At 42.8% G+C, this 22,431-nt stretch carries 22 protein-coding genes and 2 pseudogenes; 10 read left to right on the top strand and 14 right to left on the bottom strand.

Going from position 1 to position 22,431, the window contains the following annotated elements:
* Window positions 1-86 precede the first annotated feature (86 nt).
* Entirely contained in the window at window positions 87-1,313 is a 1,227-nt protein-coding gene (locus GQR42_RS04625; RefSeq protein ID WP_158199082.1) for a glycosyltransferase family 4 protein, read from the bottom strand.
* A 158-nt stretch (window positions 1,314-1,471) separates the two neighbouring features.
* Entirely contained in the window at window positions 1,472-2,737 is a 1,266-nt protein-coding gene (gene purD / locus GQR42_RS04620) for a phosphoribosylamine--glycine ligase (protein ID WP_158202385.1), read from the bottom strand.
* Between the two features lie 694 nt (window positions 2,738-3,431).
* Between purD and GQR42_RS04615 the strand changes: the two genes are divergently transcribed.
* The 6 genes from GQR42_RS04615 to nusB all read left to right on the top strand — a co-directional run bounded on the left by GQR42_RS04615 (window position 3,432) and on the right by nusB (window position 9,803).
* Window positions 3,432-4,796 (top strand): UDP-N-acetylmuramoyl-tripeptide--D-alanyl-D-alanine ligase, encoded by a 1,365-nt coding sequence (locus GQR42_RS04615; protein WP_158199081.1) that lies wholly within the window; start codon window positions 3,432-3,434, stop codon window positions 4,794-4,796.
* A 7-nt stretch (window positions 4,797-4,803) separates the two neighbouring features.
* Window positions 4,804-5,754 (top strand): hypothetical protein, encoded by a 951-nt coding sequence (locus tag GQR42_RS04610; RefSeq protein ID WP_158199080.1) that lies wholly within the window; start codon window positions 4,804-4,806, stop codon window positions 5,752-5,754.
* Window positions 5,755-6,248: 494 nt separating this feature from the next.
* Window positions 6,249-6,428, top strand: a complete 180-nt coding sequence (locus GQR42_RS04605; protein ID WP_233271267.1) for a hypothetical protein — start codon at window positions 6,249-6,251, stop codon at window positions 6,426-6,428.
* A gap of 105 nt (window positions 6,429-6,533) precedes the next feature.
* Window positions 6,534-7,121, top strand: a complete 588-nt coding sequence (gene hemJ / locus GQR42_RS04600) for a protoporphyrinogen oxidase HemJ (RefSeq protein ID WP_002756136.1) — start codon at window positions 6,534-6,536, stop codon at window positions 7,119-7,121.
* 427 nt (window positions 7,122-7,548) lie between these two features.
* Window positions 7,549-9,012: a DNA phosphorothioation system restriction enzyme gene (locus tag GQR42_RS04595; protein WP_158199078.1), complete on the top strand. Its 1,464-nt coding sequence runs from the start codon at window positions 7,549-7,551 to the stop codon at window positions 9,010-9,012.
* Between the two features lie 137 nt (window positions 9,013-9,149).
* Window positions 9,150-9,803: a transcription antitermination factor NusB gene (nusB, locus tag GQR42_RS04590; RefSeq protein ID WP_158199077.1), complete on the top strand. Its 654-nt coding sequence runs from the start codon at window positions 9,150-9,152 to the stop codon at window positions 9,801-9,803.
* Window positions 9,804-9,821: 18 nt separating this feature from the next.
* Here nusB and GQR42_RS04585 read toward each other — a convergent pair whose 3' ends face one another.
* The 3 genes from GQR42_RS04585 to GQR42_RS04575 all read right to left on the bottom strand — a co-directional run bounded on the left by GQR42_RS04585 (window position 9,822) and on the right by GQR42_RS04575 (window position 11,038).
* On the bottom strand, window positions 9,822-10,295 hold the full coding sequence (locus GQR42_RS04585; protein ID WP_158199076.1) for a CYTH domain-containing protein: 474 nt from the start codon (window positions 10,293-10,295) through the stop codon (window positions 9,822-9,824).
* 21 nt (window positions 10,296-10,316) lie between these two features.
* Entirely contained in the window at window positions 10,317-10,727 is a 411-nt protein-coding gene (gene gloA / locus GQR42_RS04580) for a lactoylglutathione lyase (RefSeq protein WP_158199075.1), read from the bottom strand.
* Between the two features lie 128 nt (window positions 10,728-10,855).
* Window positions 10,856-11,038: a hypothetical protein gene (locus GQR42_RS04575; protein WP_158199074.1), complete on the bottom strand. Its 183-nt coding sequence runs from the start codon at window positions 11,036-11,038 to the stop codon at window positions 10,856-10,858.
* Between the two features lie 54 nt (window positions 11,039-11,092).
* On the opposite strand from GQR42_RS04575, the gene GQR42_RS04570 reads away from it, so the two are divergent.
* The 3 genes and pseudogenes from GQR42_RS04570 to GQR42_RS04560 all read left to right on the top strand — a co-directional run.
* Window positions 11,093-12,331 (top strand): PulJ/GspJ family protein, encoded by a 1,239-nt coding sequence (locus tag GQR42_RS04570; protein ID WP_371731303.1) that lies wholly within the window; start codon window positions 11,093-11,095, stop codon window positions 12,329-12,331.
* 190 nt (window positions 12,332-12,521) lie between these two features.
* Window positions 12,522-13,277: pseudogene (locus GQR42_RS04565) on the top strand (RNA-guided endonuclease InsQ/TnpB family protein); the annotation flags it as partial.
* A 219-nt stretch (window positions 13,278-13,496) separates the two neighbouring features.
* Window positions 13,497-13,922, top strand: a pseudogene (locus tag GQR42_RS04560) (RNA-guided endonuclease InsQ/TnpB family protein); the annotation flags it as partial.
* 74 nt (window positions 13,923-13,996) lie between these two features.
* On the opposite strand, the gene trpE reads toward GQR42_RS04560, so the two are convergent.
* On the bottom strand, window positions 13,997-15,517 hold the full coding sequence (trpE, locus tag GQR42_RS04555; RefSeq protein ID WP_158199073.1) for an anthranilate synthase component I: 1,521 nt from the start codon (window positions 15,515-15,517) through the stop codon (window positions 13,997-13,999).
* Between the two features lie 58 nt (window positions 15,518-15,575).
* Here trpE and GQR42_RS28320 point away from each other — a divergent pair, with 58 nt between their 5' ends.
* Complete coding sequence (locus GQR42_RS28320) at window positions 15,576-15,875, top strand: hypothetical protein (protein WP_233271266.1); 300 nt, start codon at window positions 15,576-15,578, stop codon at window positions 15,873-15,875.
* A gap of 159 nt (window positions 15,876-16,034) precedes the next feature.
* On the opposite strand, the gene GQR42_RS04545 is transcribed toward GQR42_RS28320, so the two are convergent.
* The 8 genes from GQR42_RS04545 to GQR42_RS04510 form a co-directional block, all read right to left on the bottom strand.
* Window positions 16,035-16,460, bottom strand: coding sequence for a photosystem I reaction center subunit II PsaD (locus GQR42_RS04545; RefSeq protein ID WP_002740397.1), 426 nt, complete (start codon window positions 16,458-16,460; stop codon window positions 16,035-16,037).
* Window positions 16,461-16,628: 168 nt separating this feature from the next.
* Window positions 16,629-18,266, bottom strand: a complete 1,638-nt coding sequence (locus GQR42_RS04540) for an ABC transporter permease (protein WP_158202382.1) — start codon at window positions 18,264-18,266, stop codon at window positions 16,629-16,631.
* Between the two features lie 74 nt (window positions 18,267-18,340).
* Entirely contained in the window at window positions 18,341-19,552 is a 1,212-nt protein-coding gene (locus GQR42_RS04535; RefSeq protein WP_158199072.1) for an RNA-guided endonuclease InsQ/TnpB family protein, read from the bottom strand.
* A 235-nt stretch (window positions 19,553-19,787) separates the two neighbouring features.
* Window positions 19,788-20,225, bottom strand: a complete 438-nt coding sequence (locus GQR42_RS04530) for a type II toxin-antitoxin system VapC family toxin (RefSeq protein ID WP_158199071.1) — start codon at window positions 20,223-20,225, stop codon at window positions 19,788-19,790.
* Complete coding sequence (locus GQR42_RS04525) at window positions 20,225-20,452, bottom strand: hypothetical protein (RefSeq protein ID WP_158199070.1); 228 nt, start codon at window positions 20,450-20,452, stop codon at window positions 20,225-20,227. The genes GQR42_RS04530 and GQR42_RS04525 overlap by 1 nt, the downstream gene beginning before the upstream one ends.
* A gap of 62 nt (window positions 20,453-20,514) precedes the next feature.
* Window positions 20,515-20,790 carry a hypothetical protein gene (locus tag GQR42_RS04520; protein ID WP_158199069.1) on the bottom strand — a complete coding sequence of 92 codons (276 nt, stop codon included), beginning with the start codon at window positions 20,788-20,790 and terminating at the stop codon, window positions 20,515-20,517.
* 150 nt (window positions 20,791-20,940) lie between these two features.
* Window positions 20,941-21,741 (bottom strand): MBL fold metallo-hydrolase, encoded by an 801-nt coding sequence (locus GQR42_RS04515; protein ID WP_158199068.1) that lies wholly within the window; start codon window positions 21,739-21,741, stop codon window positions 20,941-20,943.
* A 61-nt stretch (window positions 21,742-21,802) separates the two neighbouring features.
* Window positions 21,803-22,390 carry an anthranilate synthase component II gene (locus GQR42_RS04510; RefSeq protein ID WP_158199067.1) on the bottom strand — a complete coding sequence of 196 codons (588 nt, stop codon included), beginning with the start codon at window positions 22,388-22,390 and terminating at the stop codon, window positions 21,803-21,805.
* Window positions 22,391-22,431 lie beyond the last annotated feature (41 nt).

Genomic DNA, 22,431 nt, shown 5'->3' with positions numbered 1-22,431 from the left:
GGTTTTAGGGTTTTAGTTGAAATTCCCCCATTTCCCCATTTCCCCATTCCCCCATTTCCCTATCCCTAATCCCTATACCCTAATTATTAACTAACTACTTGAGAAAAAAGCTTTTCGTATTGATCCAAAGTCTTTTCAAAGGCATAATTTTCTTCTGCGTATTGTCGTCCTTTTTCTCCTAGTATAGTTGCTAAATCTGGGTTTTTGTATAGCTTTAAAATAGCTGTAGCTAATGCCTCTGGATCTTCAGGATTAACCACCAAACCACCACCACTACGCTCGATCGCCCTAGCAGCGGTTCCATCGGCGGGAACAGAAGCAATAATAGCACGACCACTAGCTAATAATACCTGAATTTTGGACGGCATATTAAAGGAAATAACGTTATGTTTTTGCATCACCATACCCACATCGGCTGCCGCTAACATTTCGGGTAATTTTTCCCGGGGTTGAAAGGGTAATAAAAGCACATTACTGGCCCCCTGTTGTTGGCGATACTTTTCTAGACGATCAAGGGCTTCTTTTTTACCAACAATTACCACTTTAATCTCAGGAATATTAACTAATTGAACCGCAGCATCGATCAAAGTTTCTAAGGGTTGAGTTAGGGCAATATTGCCAGAATATAAAACAACAAACTTGCCCTCAAGATGATTTTCTTGGCGGAAATAATTATGGTTTTTCGGCAGAGGTTTAATAAAGCTTACATCCACCCAATTAGGAATTTCAATAATTTTCTGACTCGGCACATTTTTAGTGAGGAGATTTTTGGTAAAACCATCGGCAATAACTGAGATTTTGCTGGCAGTTTTGTAGGCAAATTTTTCGAGGCTACTAAAAACCTTAATCATTTTCTCATTAGTTAATAATCCCACATGAACTGCCGCATCGGGCAGAATATCCTGTAAGTTTAGAATAATCGGCACCCCATATAATTTACTCAATAAAGCGGCGGGAACGCAAACGGGTAATCCGGGGACAGTTAAGAAAATTAGAGCGGGTTTTTCACCTTTGAGAGCCTGAAAGAAGCTCAAAAAAACAAAGCTCAACTCAAAGAAAATTCGATTTTTTAAACTTCTTTGGGGGCGCGCCCAAACGTAGGAACGTTGAATTTTAACACCATTTCGTTCTTCTTCCAGATAGATTTTTCCTCGGTATTCGGGATCGATTTCACTATTAGGATACCAAGGAAAAGCCGTCAAAACCCTGACTTGATGACCTCTTTTAACCAATCCTTCCGCTAATTCTGTCATTAGGGGAGCAATGCCGATCGGTTCGGGATAATAGTTATAAGAATAGAGCAAAATTCGCATAGGGAGGGTAATTTGGTTGGGCGATTCAGTTTCATGATTTTATCAATAGTTACTGGTTTTTTGACAAATCAGATGCGCTTTTGTCAGGGATTACCCTAGAAAGAGGTGAGGATTAGCGGTGTAACTATTCCCCCTTACTCCGGCCTAAATACTGACCCTTATTTTTCCCTTACCCGGTGGCCGATATCACGACGATAATAGATGCCCTGAAAGTGTATCCTGTTCACCGATTGATAGGCAAGTTCGATCGCCTGATTAAAATTGGCTCCCATCGCCGTGACACCCAAAACCCGGCCGCCATCGGTGAAGATATCGCCGTGTTTTAAAACCGTGCCGGCGTGGAAAACGATCGCCCCTGCGGTTTCAGCGGCCTTAATTCCAGTGATTAACTGGCCTTTTTCGTAGTGGTCGGGATAACCAGCAGACGCGGCCACCACACAAACGGCACTACCAGATCGCCATTGTAAAGAGGGGAAATCAGTTAATTTTTGTTGAGCGCAAGCCAGCAGCAGCGGTGCCAGGGGAGTTTCCAGTAGGGGTAAAACCGCTTGGGTTTCGGGATCGCCAAAACGACAGTTAAATTCGAGAACTTTTGGCTCTCCGGCGGGGGAAATCATTAAACCCGCATAGAGGACTCCCCGATAGTCAATGCCGCGTTTTTGCAGGGTGGCGACGATGGGGGCGAGGATGTCTCGGTCCACCGCTTCGATAATGGCGGCGGTGGCTATGGGTGCGGGGGCATAAACTCCCATACCGCCGGTATTTTTGCCGGTATCGCCTTCACCGATGCGCTTGTGATCTTGGGCGGGTAGTAGGGAACGAAAGCTGATCCCATCGGTGAGGGTGAGGATAGACACTTCTTCCCCTTCTAGGAATTCTTCCACCACGACTTTAGTAAAGCCACTGGTAAAAAGATCATCGATCGCTTCTAGGGCTGTATCTACGGTTTCGGCGACAATTACCCCTTTTCCTGCGGCTAATCCGTCGGCTTTCACCACAATTGGCGCTCCTTGCTCTCGGATATAGGTTTTTGCTAATTCTGCATCGGTAAAGGTTTCCGCGGCGGCGGTGATCACTCCAGCTTCGCTCATTAATTCTTTTGCCCAGGATTTGCTCGCTTCAATTAAGGCCCCGGTTTGTGTGGGGCCAAAAACGGCAATTTCCTGGCTGAGAAAATAATCGGTAATACCGAGGGAGAGGGGATATTCTGGCCCGACAACCACCAGATCGACGCAATTTTCTCGGGCAAAGCGGCTAATTTCGGCAAAATCCTCCATTGATATCGGGATATTTTCACATTGAGGTAAAATTGCCGTTCCCCCATTACCTGGAATACAGAACACTTGTTCTACTTGAGGCGATTGCAGCAGTTTCCAAGCTAGAGCGTGTTCTCGACCACCACTGCCGATAACGATAATTTTCACGGATAAACGCAGCCTAAATGACAATGGTTTAATTATCCCCTAGCTCCGGGGTGCCATTGGCTAGAAGTTGAGATTACTTAACTTTTTAATCCTCGCTCCCCACCTGTTGAGCAATAACCCTAGTCCTACGGAGGTGATTAGATAAGGGACTTGCGTAGGAATAATATCCCAGCTTTGAAAATCGCTCTGTAGAAGAACCAGACCAGCCAGATGGCAGATTATCAAAGCGCAAGTCCCTAACATCTCGAAGGCTCTCCCCCTACTTAGGGTGATCAGCAAACCCCCTGCGCGCGGAGGGCGCAAGCATTGCGCCCCTACAGTAACGGATTTTGTCCACAATGTAGGGGCGAACTGCGTTCGCCCAAAAGGTACATTATCAAAGCGCAAGTCCCTAACTGCTGTAAAGGAGTCAATTGTGATTAGATAGTAGATGCTCCCTTCTTAGGCTGTCCCTGTTTTGGGTTATTCTACTGATCGAGTTGGTTCTCTCGGACATTGGCTGAAAAATATTCACAATATTACATTATGGGCGCAAGCAGTTCGATAAACTCACTGACCACGTTGCGTCCCTACATTGCACCCAGTCTGATTGAGAGAGCCAAGAAAAATCGATTTTATCTGATCTAAGTCTCCGTTAAACCTCAATCTATCTTCTAAATTATTCGGAATTTACTCCTAAGTATTTTTATTGTCTATGCCCTGTCATTTATCCCTCAAGCAACTAGCTCAATTATTGTTCTTACAAAATAAGGTTGACATAAGTTTTAGACCCGATAGTTTAGTATCTGGCATTAATACCGATAGCCGCAGTATTGAGCCAGGACAAGCATTTTTGGCATTAAAGGGTGATAATTTTAATGGTCATGATTTTATCGATATGGCTATCGAAAGAGGAGCGGCGACCTTGATTGTCGATCAGCCAGTTTCGGTAAATTATTCTAAAAATATTCCTGTATTCCTAGTTAAGAATACCCTAGAAACCTATCAGCAATTAGCCCACTGGTGGCGGAATCAATTCACTATACCCGTGATTGCTATTACGGGATCGGTGGGAAAAACTACCACTAAAGAATTAATCGCCTCCGTATTAGCAACCCAGGGAAAGGTACATAAAACCCTGGCTAATTATAACAATGAGATCGGAGTGCCGAAAACTCTCCTCGAACTGGATGAAACTCACGATAGTGCCGTAATCGAGATGGGAATGCGGGGACGGGGAGAAATTGCCCTGCTTGCTCAAATCGCCCAACCAACGATCGCAGTGATTACTAATGTGGGAACCGCTCACATCGGTCGTTTAGGGTCGGAAGATGCGATCGCAGAGGCCAAATGCGAGTTATTGGCCGAGTCTGCTTCTAGTAGTATAGCTGTTCTTAACTACGATCATCCTTTACTTACTGAAACAGCTAAACGGGTATGGCAGGGGGAAACGCTTACCTATGGCTTCTCTGGAGGGGATGTAGTCGGGGAATTACTGGATTTAACTACTTTACGAGTCAATGGACTAGATTTTAACTTACCGTTATCCGGCCGTCATCATGCTTTAAATTTTATGGCAGCCTTGGCCGTAGCGAAAATTTTAGGCATCGATTGGACTTCTTTGCAACAGGGAATTAAGGTTAATTTACCCAGTGGTCGGGCTAAACGTTACCAATTAGCTCCCGATATCCTACTCCTCGATGAAACCTATAACGCCGGTCTAGAATCAATGTTAGCGGCCTTGGATTTACTGAAAGCTACCCCCGGTCAGCGTCATATTGCTGTTTTAGGCACGATGAAGGAGTTGGGGTCTTTTTCGGAGCAATTACATCGCCAAGTGGGTGAGAGGGTGCAAAAACTAGGCATAGATCGCTTGTTTGTCTTGGTGGATGACCCAGAAGCTAAGTTTATTGCTGAGGCGGCTACTGGGGTCGATTGCGAATGTTTTCAAACTCACGCAGATTTAATTAATCGTTTACAGGAAGTGATCGATTCAGGCGATCGCATTTTATGCAAGGCTTCCCATTCCGTCGGTTTAAATCGCGTGGTGGAGGAGTTAATCAGTGATATTAGGAGTTAGGGAATAGGTGTTAGAGAAGAGAGCATTTTTTAGCAAGAATAGCCGATTAAAAACTGTTTTTTCAGCGATTTTAGTCCTAGTTTTCTTTTTTTCGGCCGCTCAAGTCTCTTTTGCCCAAGCATCGAGACGACTGGAGACTTATCTCCCAGATCTCAGTGGTTTAGCTTGGGTAGAAGCGGATATTTTTCTAGGGGTTCACGATGCCAAAAATAAGGGCAAAAACAGTGATCCATCTCAACCAAGGCTGAGTCTTTTACAGTTACCTACGCAGGAAAAACCGCTATTATGGCAGGTTTTAAGGGTAGATTGGCCCAATCCAGAGGGATTGAGCAACGATCTCGAAAGTATTACTTCTATCCCAGAAACTAATTTATTTTTGTTGGCTGAAAGTGGCGAGAAAAAACCTTTTCAACGACTATTTTTAGCAGCATACAGCCAGCAAAAAGTCAAGATAGTTGAGCAAATAAATTGGCCAATTCCAGTGAAAAATGTAGAGGCGATCGCTGTTAGCAAACAGGGCGATCGTTATCTATTTATCTACGCAGAACGGGCCGATAGTCAAGAGAGTACAAAAATTCGCTGGACGGATATCTCGTTCAATCCCTTAAAATTCGGGGAATTTCAGTCGGTAACTTTTCGGAGTCCTTTTGGTAGTGGTAAAAATATTCGCCCCATCTCCGATTTAGCCGTAGATAAGCAAGGTAATATCTACATAGCTTCCGCTTACGATCCAGATAGTGCGGGAGTGTTTAGGAGTGCTGTTTACCGTATTGGTCAAGTTACAGCCGATAATAGCCTCATTCTTGCCCCTAATCCCCAAAAAATTGCGGAAATCGACGGCTCCAAAGTGGAAGCTGTAACCACCAGAGAATCTCCTAGAGGTGAAGTAGAAGTCTTTATCGGTACAGATGACGAGAATTATGGCGGTTTTCTGCGACCCTTGCTTTTAGATAATTAGCTATCGGTCGTCAGGAGATAGGAGATCGGAGTCGGTCGTCAGGAGATTATTTTTATTTATTTTCCCTTCTCCCTATCCCCCCACTTCCCCACCTCCCCACCTCCCCACTTCCCACTTCCCTGCTCCCCTCTCTCCAATAACTACTCGCAGCTAGAAATCCGCTAGACCCTATCATACTTTGTGCTTTTTGTCAAAAAAACTTTTTTTTTGCAATAAAACTACACAAAAAAAAGATCATCGTTGTGGGTGAAATTGACTCATTTACCTGTCTTAATTAGGATTACCTTCTAGATGTGGTAAGGGTTTCAATCGTTGCTGCCTAAAAAAGCATAGAACAACCCATTCTGAAATTCTATCAAATCGCTGTAACCTTCATAACATCGTTGTTAAATAAAAATCTTTCTCAATTAATTCTTAAGAATTTGTAAATATTGCGGAATGTTAATTTAAATATTCTCAAGTTTTTGGATTCAATCAATAATTTTTGCTTATCTTTGTCCAAAATTGGGTTAGGAGACAGTTATCAGTTATCAGTTATCAGTTATCAGTTATCAGTTATCAGATGTGAGTTTTTAGTTTATTGTTTACTGAAAAAGCTCCCCACACCCCACACCCTACACCCTACACCCCACACCCCACACCCCACACCCCACATCCCTCTCCCTGCTCCCTAACCCGCAACCCCTATTTTGCGTCTAAACTTTTGTATAGGGATAGTCTGGGAAAGTATGGATAACTCTTAGACTAATTAATTCGGGACTCACATCACAATATAGACTATGGCTTACTATTGGTTTAAAGCATTTCACCTGATTGGGGTAGTTGTTTGGTTTGCGGGACTATTTTATTTAGTACGTTTGTTTGTCTATCATGCGGAGGCAGCAACAGAAACGGAACCCGCACAAGCTATTCTGAAAGCGCAATACGAGATCATGGAAAAGCGACTCTACAATATCATCACCACACCGGGGATGATTGTCACCGTGGCCATGGCGATCGGTTTAATCTCCACAGAACCGGAAATTTTAAAATCGGGATGGTTACATATTAAATTATCCTTTGTGGCTCTTTTACTGCTCTATCATTTCTACTGTGGTCGCATCATGAAGAAGCTAGAAAAAGGGGAATGTAATTGGACAGGACAGCAATTTCGGGCCTTAAATGAAGCACCAACCCTGTTATTAGTGGTTATTGTCCTTTTGGCAGTATTTAAGAATCAATTACCCCTCGATTTGACCACTTGGTTAATTGTAGCTTTAGTGGTATTAATGGCGGTGACAATCCAACTTTATGCTAAAAAACGTCGCCAAGATCAAGAAAAACTTCGACAAAATACTCCCCAAAAAGAAGAAGTAGCGACCAGGTAAATTATCTCAATCATCCCCTAGGTTTCCAGGATAACAGTTAAGAGTGGTTTGATAGCTGTGGGATGGTCTTTTTAGTCCATCCCCATTGTATAGGTGGCAACCTTGAGCTTTTAGGTTTTTGGCTTTCTGCTATTTTTGAGCTTATACAAAAACTATTTTTAATAGTGTGATGAACTCCCAAGTTATGGATTGTTTCTCCCTGCTCCGGCGCTCCGCTGCTCCCCGATACCTTTTAAACAGGATTTATTATTATAAACCTCTTGCATAATTAATTTTTCAGGGTTCAAAAACGGCAAAAATAAGGATTAAATTGCCTAAAATCTGTAAATAGACCATTGAACTGATTATTATTTATTCTTAATTCTCCTGACTCCTGGCTACTGGCTCCTAACCCTAACAACAATTTTTGATTTTTACAAGAGGTCCTATGAATAGTTGCTGGATAGATTGGGAAAAAATAACTAGGGATTTTCTTAGTTCCCGCAAAATCAAGCAAGTTGCTGAATTGCGAGGATTCTATCGAGTTAATCCCTCTGGTATTCCTAGAATTCCTCCCGATTTGGAATTGAGAGACTACCAAAATACAGCGATTATCAGTTGGTTTCGTAATCGGGGACGAGGAACTTTAAAAATGGCCACCGGCAGCGGTAAAACTATTACTGCTTTAGCTATTGCCATGGAACTTTACGAAGCGATAGAACTGCAAGTATTATTAGTAATTTGCCCCTATCGTCACCTAGTCAATCAATGGCAACGAGAAGCGGAAAAATTTAATCTTAAACCGATTTTAGCCTACGAAAGTGTCCATACATGGCAAAGTCAACTATCCACAGAATTATATAATGTGCAAGCGGGTAATCAAAAATTTGTCACTATTTTAACTACTAACTCAACTTTTATTAGCGAAGGGTTTCAATCACAAATAAAATTTTTTCCCGATAAAACTTTAATCGTTGGTGATGAAGCCCATAATTTAGGTTCCCCCCGATTAGAAGAATTATTACCCCGTTCTTTAGGTCTAAGATTAGCTTTATCTGCTACTCCTGAAAGATATTTTGATGAGGAAGGAACCGACGCTATTTTTGAATATTTTGGACAAATTCTACAACCAGAATTTACCCTAGCTGATGCTATTAGCAAAGGAGCTTTAGTCAATTATTTTTATTATCCAGTCTTGGTTGAATTAACCGATGGCGAGGCTTTATTATACGCAAAATTAACCCAAAGAATCGGCTGGACTTTACAGAAAAATAGTAATTTTAATGGCAATGAAAACCTCACCGCTTTGTTAATGCAAAGGTCACGATTAGTTGGTTCAGCGAGTAATAAATTACAGGCTTTACAACAACTGATGCAAGAGCGGTTAGATACGGATCATACTTTGTTTTATTGTGGGGATGGTTATCTGGAAAATTATACTGCTAATTATCGTCGTCAGGTAGCGGCAGTTACTCATTTATTGGGCAATCAATTAGGTTATCGAGTTGCTACCTACACCGCAGAAACTTCCCTAGAAGAACGAGAAAAAATTCGCCAACAATTTGAGGAGGGTTATCTGCAAGGATTAGTGGCAATTAGATGTTTAGATGAAGGAGTAGATCTGCCATCAATTCAAAACGCAGTCATTCTGGCTAGTAGCGGTAATCCTCGCCAATTTATTCAGCGTCGCGGGCGAATATTGCGCCCCCATCCCGATAAAAAACAGGCGACTTTATTTGATATGATTGTTATGCCACCGACCTTAGATCGAGAAACCTGGGAAGTAGAAAGGAATTTATTACGCAAGGAATTAAAACGCTTTCTAGAGTTTGCCAAATTAGCTATTAATGCTCAAGAAGCTGAGACTAAATTAGGGGAGATTCAAGATAGATATTGTCTTTTGTCTAATTAAAACCTGAAAAGTTAAATCTTGGCAGCTTTTATGCTAAAATAGAGGTTAGTCAAGAATTGATCGCCGAGAAAAATTAACCCAACCGAATAGCGATCGATAAAGTTGTATAATTTTCTTTCCTCTACTTCTAAACTTCTATGTCTCCCCGTCAACAACCCCGCCGCATTGCTCGAGAACTTGCCCTTTTGAGTTTAAGTCAGATTAAAGGCAATCCTGAAAACCTAGAACAGCAAACTTTAAGCGATTTAATTTTAGTCGCAGTTAGAACCTTAACCCTGGAAATTCAAGAAACCTTAGAAACTGCCGCTGCCGAAATTAGTCGTGGTAATGAACGGATTCTCGCTAGTGACACTAAGGCAACAAATCTAAAAAGCGCCCAAACCATGGTAAAAGAAGCAATTTCTCTTACCCACAATGCCATTAATCGTTTAGGAACCGTGATAGATTTTCCCGAAATTGTCCAGTTATCTAGTCAGTACGAAGTGCGGGAATATGCCCTAGAATTAATCGGTACAGTCTATCGTCGTCGTGCGGAAATCGAACAGGAATTAACCGGCGCTTTAGTGGATTGGCAACTACATCGTTTACCGAGAATCGATCGGGATATCCTGCAAATTGCCGTGGCAGAAATGCTCTATCTCGATATACCTCAAAAAGTGGCGATTAATGAGGCGATCGAGTTAGCAAAACGTTATTCTGATGATGAAGGTTATCGTTTTATTAATGGCGTTCTCCGACGGGTAACGAATAAGCTAAACGAAGCAGAAAAAGCCGTATCTACCCAGAGTTAACCCCGAAAGAAATTAATACTACAATGACCACATTTTATAGGGAAGTTTCTGTAAATTGATATTGTAGTATCGCTCATCTCCCGTGACTTCTTCGCCGATCCAATCAGGAATAATAATGACTTGATCCTCTTGTTCTAGCTCAATTTCAGCCATAATTAAACCTTGATTATCTCCCAAAAATTCATCAACTTCCCAAGTTAAATTCTCCAGAGAAATGCGATGACGAATCTTTTCAATTAAAGGTTTTTTACAGAGGTTTTCTAACATGAGTGCCGCATCTTCTAGGGGAATTGCATACTCGAATTCCTGGCGACTAATGCCCTCAGTCTTGCCTTTAATGGTTAAATAACCCCGATCTCCAACCACACGAACCCGCACGGTTGTCAATCCATCTTGGGTGGGAATATATCCCTGACGATACAACTTGCCGGTCGCAAGCGATCGCCAGTGATCCCCTTTAACCAGAAACTTCCGTTCGATTTCCACAGACATAAGCTTTTGACGACAATAAATTTAAGCCGTAGCCACGGCAGCAGCTGGGGTTCCTAGTTGAATTAACTCGATCTTGTAGCCATTAGGATCTTCCACGAAAGCAATCACCGTAGAACCGTGTTTCATCGGGCCCGGTTCCCTGGTGACATTGCCACCAAGAGCTTTAATTTTCTCACAGGTGCTATAGATATCATCCACCCCCAGGGCAATATGACCGTAAGCATTACCGACTTCATAGCGATCGACTCCCCAATTATAGGTCAGTTCGATGACAGCATGATTAGCTTCATCACCATAACCGACGAAAGCGAGGGTAAATTGACCATTGGGATAGTCTTTCTGGCGCAATAACTTCATTCCTAGCACATCGCAGTAAAATTGTAGAGATTCCTGCAAGTTATTGACCCGGAGCATGGTGTGTAAGAGACGCATGATTATTTTTAGATGACATCGATCGAAAAATTACTCATCCTTGATTGTAACCAGTCCTTGTGCCTTCTTATCTCCTTGGGGGTCAACAATTATACCAATACAAGTGTACAGAAAACTCACCTGTAAAATCACCTACTCCCAAAAGCGATAGCTGTAACCAAAATCACATTTTTGGCCATACCTAAATCACTATCTAGAGGATTTTCTCGGTCTATTGTGTAGTTAGTGGTAAAGTTAGTTAGGTCAAGACATTTTTGAGCGGGAGTTTTCTGGGGAAATTGTGAAGGTAGTAGGTAGTAGTAAATTTTCACTGGTTTCTGAAAACCCCTTTCGACTTGATTGACCTATAGTTTAATAAAACCTCTGTGACTGCAATAAATGTTAAATATTTAGGGGAGTACAGAACAGAGAAATTGAGACGGGTTAAAGCTATGCGTTTTTATTTAGAGTATATCAATCACTTAGGTCGTTTACAGAAAAAATCCTCTCACCGTCGTCTGCAAGCGGGTTTCACAATTACAGAAGTTTTACTGGCAGGTTTAATGATGCTGATTGCCGTCTTGGTGTCGGGAATTGGCGTGATTAACCTGCTCAGAAGCAATTATCGAGCTAATGCCGATAGTGAAATCCAAAATAATCTTAATCGTACTCTAGAGTTTGTTTCAGACGACGTGAGACGGGCAAGAATTATCACTGAGACTGTAGCTAGTAAGGATGATGGATTACCCGACGGAGCGCAATCAGTTCTATCTTTCCAAATTCCCGACCCCAACGCTCCCAGTAGGGCGCTCGACCAGAAGATCCTTTACTATACTAAAGGCCCTGGAGATAGCTTGACCGGTCCGCGAGTCTTGTGGCGCTATGGTCCAGACTTGGACGAAAATGGCAACTACATCACCCCCGACGATATTACATCCTGGAACGAATCCCCTGTCACCGATATGTTAGCAGCGGCTGTTAAGCCTGTTTGTGAGAGTTTTAAGCTAATCGCCGCCAGTCCTAGTCCTAGCAGTGTGGACGGTTTTTATGCCTGTGTTCGCGATGGTGGTCGTCAAGTGATTTTGAATGCCAACGCTCAGGTAAAGATGACTACCAATGAGGAAGTTAACTACTCTGTCAGTACCAGAGTTTTCCCGAGAACTACCGATGATGGAAAGCCATTTTTCCTGACCCCTCCTTTTGCTCTGAGTACAGGTGGGGGGATGTCGGGAGCTAGCACTCTACCCATCGTTACCCAGCCAGCAACTGTTACAGCTAAAGTTATTGGAGAACCAGATTGTGCATCTGACAAATGCCGTATTGCTGTTATACCGAAAAGCCTTGCCAACCCTGATCTGGCAAAATGGGGCGAGCATATGGTGGGTTCAGCTGTTGAGGCAAATCCTGGGGATAGCATTAGGATTCTTGTGTATGGGATGCGTAATGTCTATGGGCCCCTCAGTGACACCGTAACTGTCTATACCTATACCTCTGATAGCAGCACTTTACCTAAAAACATCGAAAGTATTATGAAAGATGAAAGTTTTAATAGTAACCAAATTTTATTCGAGTTTAAGAACTCCTCCGCCACATATCAGGTTTTAGTAACTATTACCCCTCGTTAAACTTATGGCAATAAGCTGGAACCTCGATGTTATTTTTTTGACAAAATTTTGCCATTTCAGACAGATGCCTATTTTACGCAGCTAGGCTGTATATTTTGATACGTTTCCCCAAGTTGAAACCACCCCGAGCTAACTTGAAGCTTTTTTTGTCAAAATTTTATTTTTTATCCTGGTTAGTTGACCTAATCAGATAGAAGCCCTTAACGAAGCAATACGGACAACTCAATTTGTTCGGAATAAAGTTCTGCGTTATTGGATGGATAATCGGGGTGTTGGCAAAACCGAGTTATTTCGGTACAACACAGCATTAAGGAAAGAGTTGAAATTTGTTGATGATTTAAACTCCCATGCTTGCCAGACTGCTGTAGAAAGAACCTGGCGGGCAATTACTCGGTTTGACGATAATTGCCAAAATCAAGTTAAAGGAAAGAAAGGCTACCCTAAGTTTAAAAAACATTCCCGTTCCGTTGAGTATAAAGTATCTGGATGGAAGCTATCAAAAGATAAACGTCATATTGCCTCTACAGACAAAAAAGGTATTGGCACTCTTAAACTGATTGGCTCTAGAGATATTAATTACTATCAACCAGACCAGATTAAACGGGTAAGAATCCTTAATCGTGCCGATGGTTATTATGTGCAGTTCTGCATTAAATTAGACCCCAGAGACACGGTTAAACCTTTAACACCTTCCCAGAAAGCCACTGGGATTGATGTCGGATTAAAGTTTTTCTTAGTAGATAGCGAAGGTAATCAAATTGATTTTCCGAACTACTATCCAAAAGCTGAAAAACAATTAAACCGATTAAACAGGAAAAAGTCAAAGAAATACCGTAAGGGTAAAAAACAATCTCGTAATTATCACAAAGCTAGAAAGCGATCTGCTCGGAAACATTTAAGAGTAAGTAGGCAACGAGAAGAGTTTGTCAAGAGTGTGGCACTCCGTTTAGTTAGGGCTTGCTGAATAAATGTGAAATGTATGCAAAGTAAGGGTTTTGGGGCTTTACGAGCGAAACAGGTGCAAGATTTTGAGAGAATCGTGGTTCAAAACCTTGCATCTTCATCGGCCCGCGTCCTGTAGGGGCGAAGCATTCGGGCAATAACCTATCGGTGAAACCGGAGATTTTCTATCCGAATGCTTCGCCCGTACTTTTTGCTGCAAACCCTAGTTAAGTCTAACGACTTAATCGCGTATGAAGACTTAAATATCAAAGGCATGGTTAAGAATCGTCATTTAGCGAAGTCGATAACCGATGCAGGATGGTCTGTTTTTAGGCAATGGCTAGAGTATTTTGGGGACAAATACTGCAAGTTAACTATAGCTGTCTCACCTCATAATACGTCTCAAGATTGTTCTAATTGTGGGCAAAAAGTCCAAAAGTCGCTATCTACTCGAACCCATGTTTGTCCTGATTATGGGTACACAGATTGTCGAGATAGAAACGCCGCTTTAAACATCTTGCAAAAGGGATTAAGTAGCGTGGGGCGCACGCAAACTTGAAACGCTTCGGGAGAGATTCCCTCTTGGTTGGTTGGAGAAATCCTGCTGGCTAACGGAGACTCAATGAACGAAGAATCCCCGTCTCTTTAGAGCGGGGAGCGTCAACCTATTCTTTCTCGGAAATCATGGCAAAATCCCCTTAACTGGATCCCGGTCTAAAAAATCTAACTTAAACAGCGAATTGCCTCCAATAAACCCCTCGCTTTGTTGAGGGTTTCTTCATACTCTTTCTCTGGCTCAGAATCGGCTACTAACCCCGCTCCCGCTTGCACAGAAACCAGATAATTTTGATTACCTTGGGGACGAACAATCATAGTGCGAATTGTGATGGCACTATTTAACTGTCCCTCGAAATCGTAGTAACCATAAACCCCTGAATAGGGACCACGACGACAGGGTTCTAATCCATGAATAATTTCCATGGCGCGAATTTTCGGGGCCCCACTGACGGTCCCCGCAGGAAAACAAGCTTTTAATAAATCCCAAGCACTTTTATTGGTTGCTAAATCCCCCACCACATTACTAACAATGTGCATAACGTGGGAATAACGTTCAATTATCATTAATTCATCCACTTTGACCGTACCTCGATCGCAGACTCGACCTAGATCATTTCTCCCCAAATCCACTAACATAATATGCTCGGCAATTTCTTTGGGATCTTGCAGTAAATCTGTTGCTAAAGCTTGGTCTTCACTGAAGTTTTGTCCCCGGCGACGGGTTCCAGCAATTGGTCTGACCGTAGCCTTTATTTTACCTAATTCGTCCCGTTCTGCCTTAACCATCACTTCAGGACTAGAGCCAATAATCTGCCAATCCTTAAAGTTATAAAAAGCCATGTAGGGAGAAGGATTAATCAGACGCAGGGAACGATATAAATCGAAGGGATGACCCTGATAATTGGCATTTAAACGCTGGGAAATAACCACCTGAAAAATATCCCCCGCTTTGATGTAATCCTTCGCTTTTAGGACATTTTGACAGAATTTTTCCTGAGTTGTATTGCTTTCATAGACTAATTCTTTCCCCTGACCAACGGGTAATAATTCCAGGGTTTTGGCATTAGTTGGTAGGGGTAATCGTAACTTCAGAACTAATTGTGTCACTCGATCGCAGGCCGCTTGATAAGCGGCTGCTAAATCGGGATTTTTACCCCGGATATCGGCATAAGCGATCGCCCAGATTTTCCGTTTAACTTGATCGAAAATAATTAGATTATCCACCTGCATCCAAATACCATCCGGTAGATCGGCATCGGTAGCGGGATAAATAGGCACTCGCGGTTCAATCCAATTAATTAATTCATAACCCCAAAAACCAAATAAACCACCTATTCCCGCGGGTAATTGCGGCAATTTAACCGGAATAATCGGGGCTAAACATTGGGTTAAAATCTCGAAAGGATCCCCCGAAAAAATCTCTTGAGAACCATCGCGAAAAGTTTGGGTGGTGGTGTTTCCTCGTGCTTCTAATACCCAGACGGGATCGCCTCCTAAAAAGCTGTAGCGTCCCAAGGTTTCACCCCCTTCCACCGACTCTAATAAAAAATTGTAGGCTTGATTGGCACAAACTTTATACCAGGCCGAAACGGGTGTTTCTAGGTCAGCGATCCATTCTTGATAGACAGGAATAAAGTTACCTTGACCAGCGAGTTGACGAAAGCGATCGAAGTCGGGGAAGATCATATTTTGATGGTTCAGGAAACGGAAGGAATTATGAATTATGAATTATAAATTATGAATTATGAAGGAGTGGGAAAGTGGGGGAATGGGAAAGTGGGGGAGTGGGGAAGTGGGGGAGTGGGGGAGTGGGGAAGTGGGGGAGTGGGAAAGTGGGGGAGTGGGGAAGTGGGGGAGTGGGGAAGTGGGGAAGTGGGGAAGTGGGGAAGTGGGGGAGTGGGGAAGTGGGGGAGTGGGGAAGTGGGGAAGTGGGGGAATGGGGGAATGGGGGAGTGGGGGAGTGGGGAGATGGGAAAGTTGTCTCATCACCCTAACACCCCAAAACCCCCCGCAACGCGCACGCAGTGATCACCCTGACTCCTGACGACTGGTTCCTAACTCCTAACCCCAGGAAAAACTTTTTCAGCAAACCCTAACTAGCAATTGATTGCGATTGCGATCAGAGAAATCGAGAGTCAGAAGTTAAATCTTCGGGCTAAATAGCTTCTAAATCTAACTCCCCACTCTCGATTTTAGGGTTTATTTATGCTTCGTAGGGAGTGACACCAGAGAACTTAATTGTCGCCGGTTCGGGGTTTTTGCCGATATTGCGGTCTTTTTTGCCGAAAAATTCACGACCGGCGTTAACTTTTTCGGGGAAGACACCATCAGCGGGGTGGAGATACTGCACTTCACCACTGGGGTAAATCCGATAGATTTTGTAATCTTCGATTTTGGGCTTAAATTTCGTCCGGAATTGGGTACCAAGAGCGAGCGCGTGTTCTTTGCGGGCCAAATAGAGGAGATTTTCGCCTTCGTTCATGATAGCGGCGCCACCGGTGGGCATTTCAAAGACTTGTTCTTTGCTGCTTGTCCAGGTGATGGCGTACTTTTCTTCCAGATCGGCTTTGGCGAGTAAACCGCCCGTGCTGCCACCGAACTTAGGAGCTTTTCCAGAAAGTTCTGTCATAGGATTTTGTTCTCTCTACACAAATAAAGAAAAGGGGTTTTAGGGAATCCTATCACTGACACCCCCTCTCTCTAGTAGTCTTGTCAAGAACTGTAACATTATTTTGTACTAGACTATAGAACTAAGCTGCTGGCCGATCGCCAACTTGTCTAGGAATCGGCCACCACTTTAATCGATCGCCCGTCGGGAAATTTGCCAACTTAAAAAAATTACCGGAATTAATCCCACTAAGACAATGGCCAGGGCCGGTGCCGCCGCTTCCACTAAACGTTCATCACTGGCGTATTGATAAACGCGCACCGCTAGGGTATCAAAATTAAAAGGTCTTAACACCAAAGTAGCGGGTAATTCTTTCATCACATCGACAAAAACTAACATGGCTGCGGTCAATAATCCCCCTGACAAAAGAGGAATATGCACTTTAATTAAAGTGGCACCAGTGCCATAGCCAAGGCTGCGGGAAGCATCATCTAAACTAGGTTTAATTTTACTTAAACTCGATTCTAATGTGGAAAAAGCTACGGCTAAAAACCGGACAATATAGGCAAAAACCACACAGAAAATCGTGCCGCTCAGAATTAAATTGATATTTAATCCTTGGTTGAAAAAGTTATCTAATTTGCCGAGAGGAATTAAAACCCCCACTGCGATAACGATGCCGGGGATAGCATAACCAGCGGCGGCAATCCGCACAGAACCCTTAATAGTTTTATTCGGATTAAGTCTTTCCCCGTAGGCGAGAATTAAAGCTAAAACTACCGCAATAATTGCGCTTAAACTAGCCAGAAAAAAACTGTTTCCCGATAAACTAATAAAGTCATTATTAAAAGTTTCTTGGGCATGATTAAAGGCTAGATAAGCTAGATAAAAAGCAGGAGCAATAAACCCAAGAAATACTGGCAAAAAACAGGAGATCATTGCCAAAAAACTCCGAACAAATCCTAGTTCGTACTTAGTCGGTGACTGGAAACGATTGGTCATTTCATAGTAACGAGCTTGACGACGGGAGGATTGTTCAAGGAAAACTAAAACGAGGATAAATACCATTAAAACTGTGGATAACTGCCCCGCCGCTATGCGATCGCCCATGCCGAACCAAGTATTATAAATCCCCGTGGTAAAAGCATTAATACCGAAATACTGCACCGTACCAAAATCGTTCAGAGTTTCCATTAAAGCTAGGGCTAATCCCGCCATAATTGCCGGTCTTGTTAGGGGTAAAGCGACAGTAAAAAAACTGCGCCAAGGATTACATCCTAAGGAGCGACTTGCCTCCACTGTGCAGACAGATTGTTCTAAAAAACCGACCCTTGCTAACAGATAAACGTAGGGATAAAGGACAAGAATTAACATCAGAATCCCCCCCCAAAGAGAACGGATATTAGGAAACCAATAATCTTCGACACTATTCCAAGCGAAAACACTTCTTAAGAACGTCTGCACCGGACCAAAATAGTCCATCATATTGGTATAAGTATAGGCCAAGAGATAGGCAGGAGCGGCAAGGGGTAGTAATAATAACCATTGAAATTGTTGACGACCGGGAAATTGACACATCGTTATTAACCAAGCTGTGCCGACACCGATGATTAAAACGCCGCTGCCCACCCCGCACATTAACCAAAAAGAATTAACTAGATAATCCCAGAGAACAGTTTCGATCAGATGTTGCCAGACTTGACTGGAATTAGTTAATAAACTACTGGCAACCGATAAAATCGGCAGGGAAACAAGCAGGGCAATTAGTAAAACCGCAATTGTCCATCCCTGTCTAAAAAAAGAGCGAGATTCTTTCAGTAAAAACATTTTTAATAAGATTGTTAAAGCAATTTTTAAGGTGGGGGCAAATCCTAGGGACTGATAGATTGACACTCCCCGCTCTAAAGAGACGGGGATTCTTGGTTCACAGAGATTACTTGCTTAGACAGAATTGCTTCTGAAAAAGTAGAGGTATTCTCTCCCCAAGCGTTTATTGGGTCGAGCCCAAAGGTTCCGGTATGCCCTACCGTACTTAGTCCCCTTTTAAGGATGTTGATTGCGGCGTTTTCATCCCTATCCAAAACACATCCACACTTGCACTGATGGGTTCTAGTCGATAAAGATTTTTTGACAGTTTCACCACAGTTTGAACAGTTTTGGCTTGTATAATTCGGTGCGACAGCAATCGTTATCTTGCCGAATTTAACCCCAAAATACTCTATCCATTCCCGAAACTGATACCAGGCCGCATCATTTATCGATTTAGCTAGACAATGATTCTTGACTAAGTTCTTAACTCTTAAATCCTCGTAGGCTATCACATCGCTAGAGTGAACTACGCACCTTGCTAATTTCACAGCAAAGTCTTTACGTTGCCTACTTACTTTAAGGTGAGCTTTAGCTAATCTTTGTCTAGCTTTTTGACGATTTTTACTTCCCTTTTTCTTTTTATATAATCGCCTTTGAAGTCGTTTTAATCGTTTCTCGGACTTTCTCAAGAATTGAGGATTATCAACCTTGTTGCCATTGTGATCTGTATAGAAAGAAGCCAAACCTACATCTAAGCCAATACACTTACCTGATGGTTTAACATCTTCTTTAACGTCACAAGAAAGGACAAATTGACAATAATAACCGTCCGCTCTCCGAATCAACCTAACCCGTTTAATATCGGATTCTTGAAAGTACCCTAAATCCCAAGTTCCTACCAACTTAAGAACACCAAGGTTTTTCTTGTCAGTGAACTTAACAGTTTTCGGGCTAAGAAGCTTCCATCCTGATTGTTTGTATTCAACCGAACGACTAAACTTCTTAAATTGAGGATACCCCTTTTTGCCTGATACTTTACGTTTACAGTTGTCGTAAAAACGACTAATTGAACTCCAAGCACGTTCAGCACTTGCCTGTCTAGCAGTTGAATTAAGTTCATCGGCAAATTTAAAGTCCTGAGCTAATTCTTTAGAATATCGGTATAAATCGTTCTTACCCGTACCTTTTGTATCCATCCATAACCTTACACATTTGTTACGGATGAATTGAGCAGTACGAATAGCATCGTCTATGGCTTGATACTGTTGAGTTTTAGCTTTAACTTTAAACTCTAAGACAAACATTTTACGCAGGGGGTACTTAGATAAAATCAGTATAGCACAATAAAAGTTAAGTTAACAAGCTATAGTTTAAAAAGCCGTCCTAAAAGGACGGGGCTTTAACCCAAAATTTCGGTAATAATGCTGTCATCAATCTGCCACAAAGGCTCTTTGCCCATGCCGCCAAATTTTGGCTGTAACTGCTCACTTTTCACTCCTCACCCCCTCACGAACCAAAAAGCCTGTAAACTGGATTTTATCAGGTGGATTTGCTATTATTTGGCTCTTCCAAGCGATGCAAGCACTCCTGAACTGATAACACAGGTACGGATGAATTCAAAAACCCTTGACTATCGCGGGTCAAGATAGCATCAAGTCCTTGATCTACAGCACAAGCGACCTGAATCGCATCCTCATAATCAGCCAAACCTGAACTAAACGCTACCTCTAGAACCTCCCGGTTTACAGGGCAGATTTCCATTGCTGTCAATGTCTCTGAAACTGCTTGCCGTGCCTGCTCAATACTGCGAGTGTGTCTTCGAGCAATATAAAAAATGTCCGTGAGCGTTGTAGCTGTGACATACCCGACGATCTGACCAGAATCGATCGCCTGAAATAGTCGTTCTGCATCTTGGAAAAATAGCTCTCTCTGCAATAGAAAATCTAGAAGAACATTAGTATCAATTAAAACTCTCACTAAAGATATTTCTCCACCCGACGATCTTCCAACATGGCAGCTACTTCTTGGTCGGTTGGTGCAAGTTGGTCTGTTTTGAGTAAGCCACGCATCCGTTGAATTGCACCAGAACGATCAGGTCTAGCAATTGGGGTCTTCTGCAAGGACTCAATAATGGCGCTAACCAGATCAAGTCGATCGCTCGGTGATAGCTTAACCGCTTCTTCCTTTAGGTCTTGCAGTAACATAGACATTGCTTGGGGCTGAATATTCCGGAATTTATTAAAAATAATTATAACCTTGATTATGATCAGGGCTGTAGGGCTATCTTGGACAGCCTGTAAATCTCCATTGTTAGTTCTTTGGTGACATCTCTAAATCCTTCAACTTGCTCTCTTAGCATTGCCAAGTCAAAATCAGACATAGAGACTCTATTACCCTCTGCTGCTTCTAATCTAGCTTGGAATGCAAGAAAAAGATCACTGCGGTTTAACTTGTCAACTTCTTCTTGCATGGCCTGAATTTCTTCTTCAACTTTATGCTGAATAGAAACATTTGCCTCTTGAATGAACTCTCTGACCTTCAAGTATAATTACTCGCTTGCATAACTAGGAGATGCTCCCTATAGATTTTAGTATAACTCATTTTCTGTAAGCCTAACTAGGAGATGCTCTAGATCGCCCTTGAGCGAGGAAAATTAGTTAATCAATAGGCCTAGTTCATTGGCTCCTAAAAATTAGGATTTCTGTAACAGTTTGCGGTAGTCAAACACGCGAATGAGAGTCCCTTTTTGGGGTAAATCGGCGGCACGAATCCGTAATTTATTGTCCTCGATTAAACGGATATTTTTATCCTTGACCAACTTGAGAAACTCATCTACAGAGACCAATTCACAGGCCTTTTTATCGGCGGCACTGGTAAAATATTGGGTCGGTATAGCAATGCGCGGCTGTAAAACTTCGATCGCCTGTTTTGCCTCTTGGGGATTATAATTTTTGGGACCACCTCCCACGGGAATAAAAGCTAAATCCGGCGAACCTAAGAGAATTCTTTGTTCTAATTCAATTGGGGCCGCTGCCCCCCCTAAATGGACAATACTAATCCCCGCTTGGGTCCAACGCCAGGCTACATTCATACCGAAACGTTGCCCCCCCATGCGATCGTGGGCGATACTAATGCCCTGTAATTTTAATTTACCCAGATCGTAGGCCCCCGGCTCAAACAAAATTTTCGGATTACCGGGTAAACCCTCGGCAGCCCCTTCATCCCACAGTTGACTACTAATTAAAACGATATCTGCTTCTACTTTTGGCAAAGGAAAACCCGCCGTACAACCAATGGCCCGGAAAGGATTAACTAGGACTCTTTGTCCTTCTCCGGTGAATAAAAAGCAACTATGACCCAACCATTGAACTAAAAGGGAATCATCGGGTTTTTGGGGGGCAGTGGGTTTGGGTTTAGTTTCCGCTAAAACTGAGCTTACTGCCACGGTTAAGAAACTTGCCCCCGCCGATAAGATAAAATCTCGCCTTTTCATAGATATAGATGCAGAATTAATCAAGTTAAGGTTAATTTCAGGGGTTGGGGATTAGTGAACACTAGAGGGATCGGAGAAAGTTTCTTAAAAGTTCCTTGCCGGCAGTGGTTAAAATACTTTCGGGATGAAATTGTACTCCTTGAATGTGGGGGTAATCCCGATGACGGACTCCCATGACCGTACCATCTTCGACCCAGGCCGTGATCTCTAAATTATCCGGCATGGTGGAGCGATCGATCACTAAACTATGGTAACGGGTGGCAGTAAAAGGATTTTCTAAGCCTTGAAATACCCCTTCATTGTTGTGATAGATTGGGGAAGTTTTGCCGTGCATCAAGACCGGGGCCGAGACCACATCCCCTCCGAATACCTGACCGATACTTTGATGACCGAGACAGACCCCCAAGATTGGCAAATGGGGGCTAAATTTGGCGATTAATTCCAGAGATATGCCCGCATCGACTGGACGACCGGGACCTGGGGAAATGACAATCCCATCGGGCCGCCTTTGTTCGATTGTGGCCAGATCGATTTTATCATTACGATAGACCTCGATCGGTAAGGCGATCGGAAACTCAGCCGCTAATTCTCCCAAATACTGGACTAAATTGTAGGTAAAACTATCATAGTTATCGATGACGATTATCAAGAGTCCCTCTCCTTTCTTTAGCCTCGCTCATTATTTTCATT

The sequence above is a fragment of the Microcystis aeruginosa FD4 genome (assembly GCF_009792235.1).
GTDB lineage: Bacteria > Cyanobacteriota > Cyanobacteriia > Cyanobacteriales > Microcystaceae > Microcystis > Microcystis viridis.
The sequence above is the reverse complement of the archived record's forward strand: the minus strand, read 5'-3'. Positions and strand labels throughout refer to the sequence as shown.

Bases quoted from the DNA above. Each gene is read 5' to 3' on its own strand.
- GQR42_RS04625 (WP_158199082.1), bottom strand. From the start codon at position 1,313: ATGCGAATTTTGCTCTATTCTTATAACTATTATCCCGAACCGATCGGC.
- GQR42_RS04615 (WP_158199081.1), top strand. From the start codon at position 3,432: ATGCCCTGTCATTTATCCCTCAAGCAACTAGCTCAATTATTGTTCTTA.
- hemJ (WP_002756136.1), top strand. From the start codon at position 6,534: ATGGCTTACTATTGGTTTAAAGCATTTCACCTGATTGGGGTAGTTGTT.
- GQR42_RS04595 (WP_158199078.1), top strand. From the start codon at position 7,549: ATGAATAGTTGCTGGATAGATTGGGAAAAAATAACTAGGGATTTTCTT.
- nusB (WP_158199077.1), top strand. From the start codon at position 9,150: ATGTCTCCCCGTCAACAACCCCGCCGCATTGCTCGAGAACTTGCCCTT.
- GQR42_RS04585 (WP_158199076.1), bottom strand. From the start codon at position 10,295: ATGTCTGTGGAAATCGAACGGAAGTTTCTGGTTAAAGGGGATCACTGG.
- gloA (WP_158199075.1), bottom strand. From the start codon at position 10,727: ATGCGTCTCTTACACACCATGCTCCGGGTCAATAACTTGCAGGAATCT.
- trpE (WP_158199073.1), bottom strand. From the start codon at position 15,517: ATGATCTTCCCCGACTTCGATCGCTTTCGTCAACTCGCTGGTCAAGGT.
- GQR42_RS28320 (WP_233271266.1), top strand. From the start codon at position 15,576: ATGAAGGAGTGGGAAAGTGGGGGAATGGGAAAGTGGGGGAGTGGGGAA.
- GQR42_RS04545 (WP_002740397.1), bottom strand. From the start codon at position 16,460: ATGACAGAACTTTCTGGAAAAGCTCCTAAGTTCGGTGGCAGCACGGGC.
- GQR42_RS04540 (WP_158202382.1), bottom strand. From the start codon at position 18,266: ATGTTTTTACTGAAAGAATCTCGCTCTTTTTTTAGACAGGGATGGACA.
- GQR42_RS04535 (WP_158199072.1), bottom strand. From the start codon at position 19,552: ATGTTTGTCTTAGAGTTTAAAGTTAAAGCTAAAACTCAACAGTATCAA.
- GQR42_RS04525 (WP_158199070.1), bottom strand. From the start codon at position 20,452: ATGTTACTGCAAGACCTAAAGGAAGAAGCGGTTAAGCTATCACCGAGC.
- GQR42_RS04515 (WP_158199068.1), bottom strand. From the start codon at position 21,741: ATGAAAAGGCGAGATTTTATCTTATCGGCGGGGGCAAGTTTCTTAACC.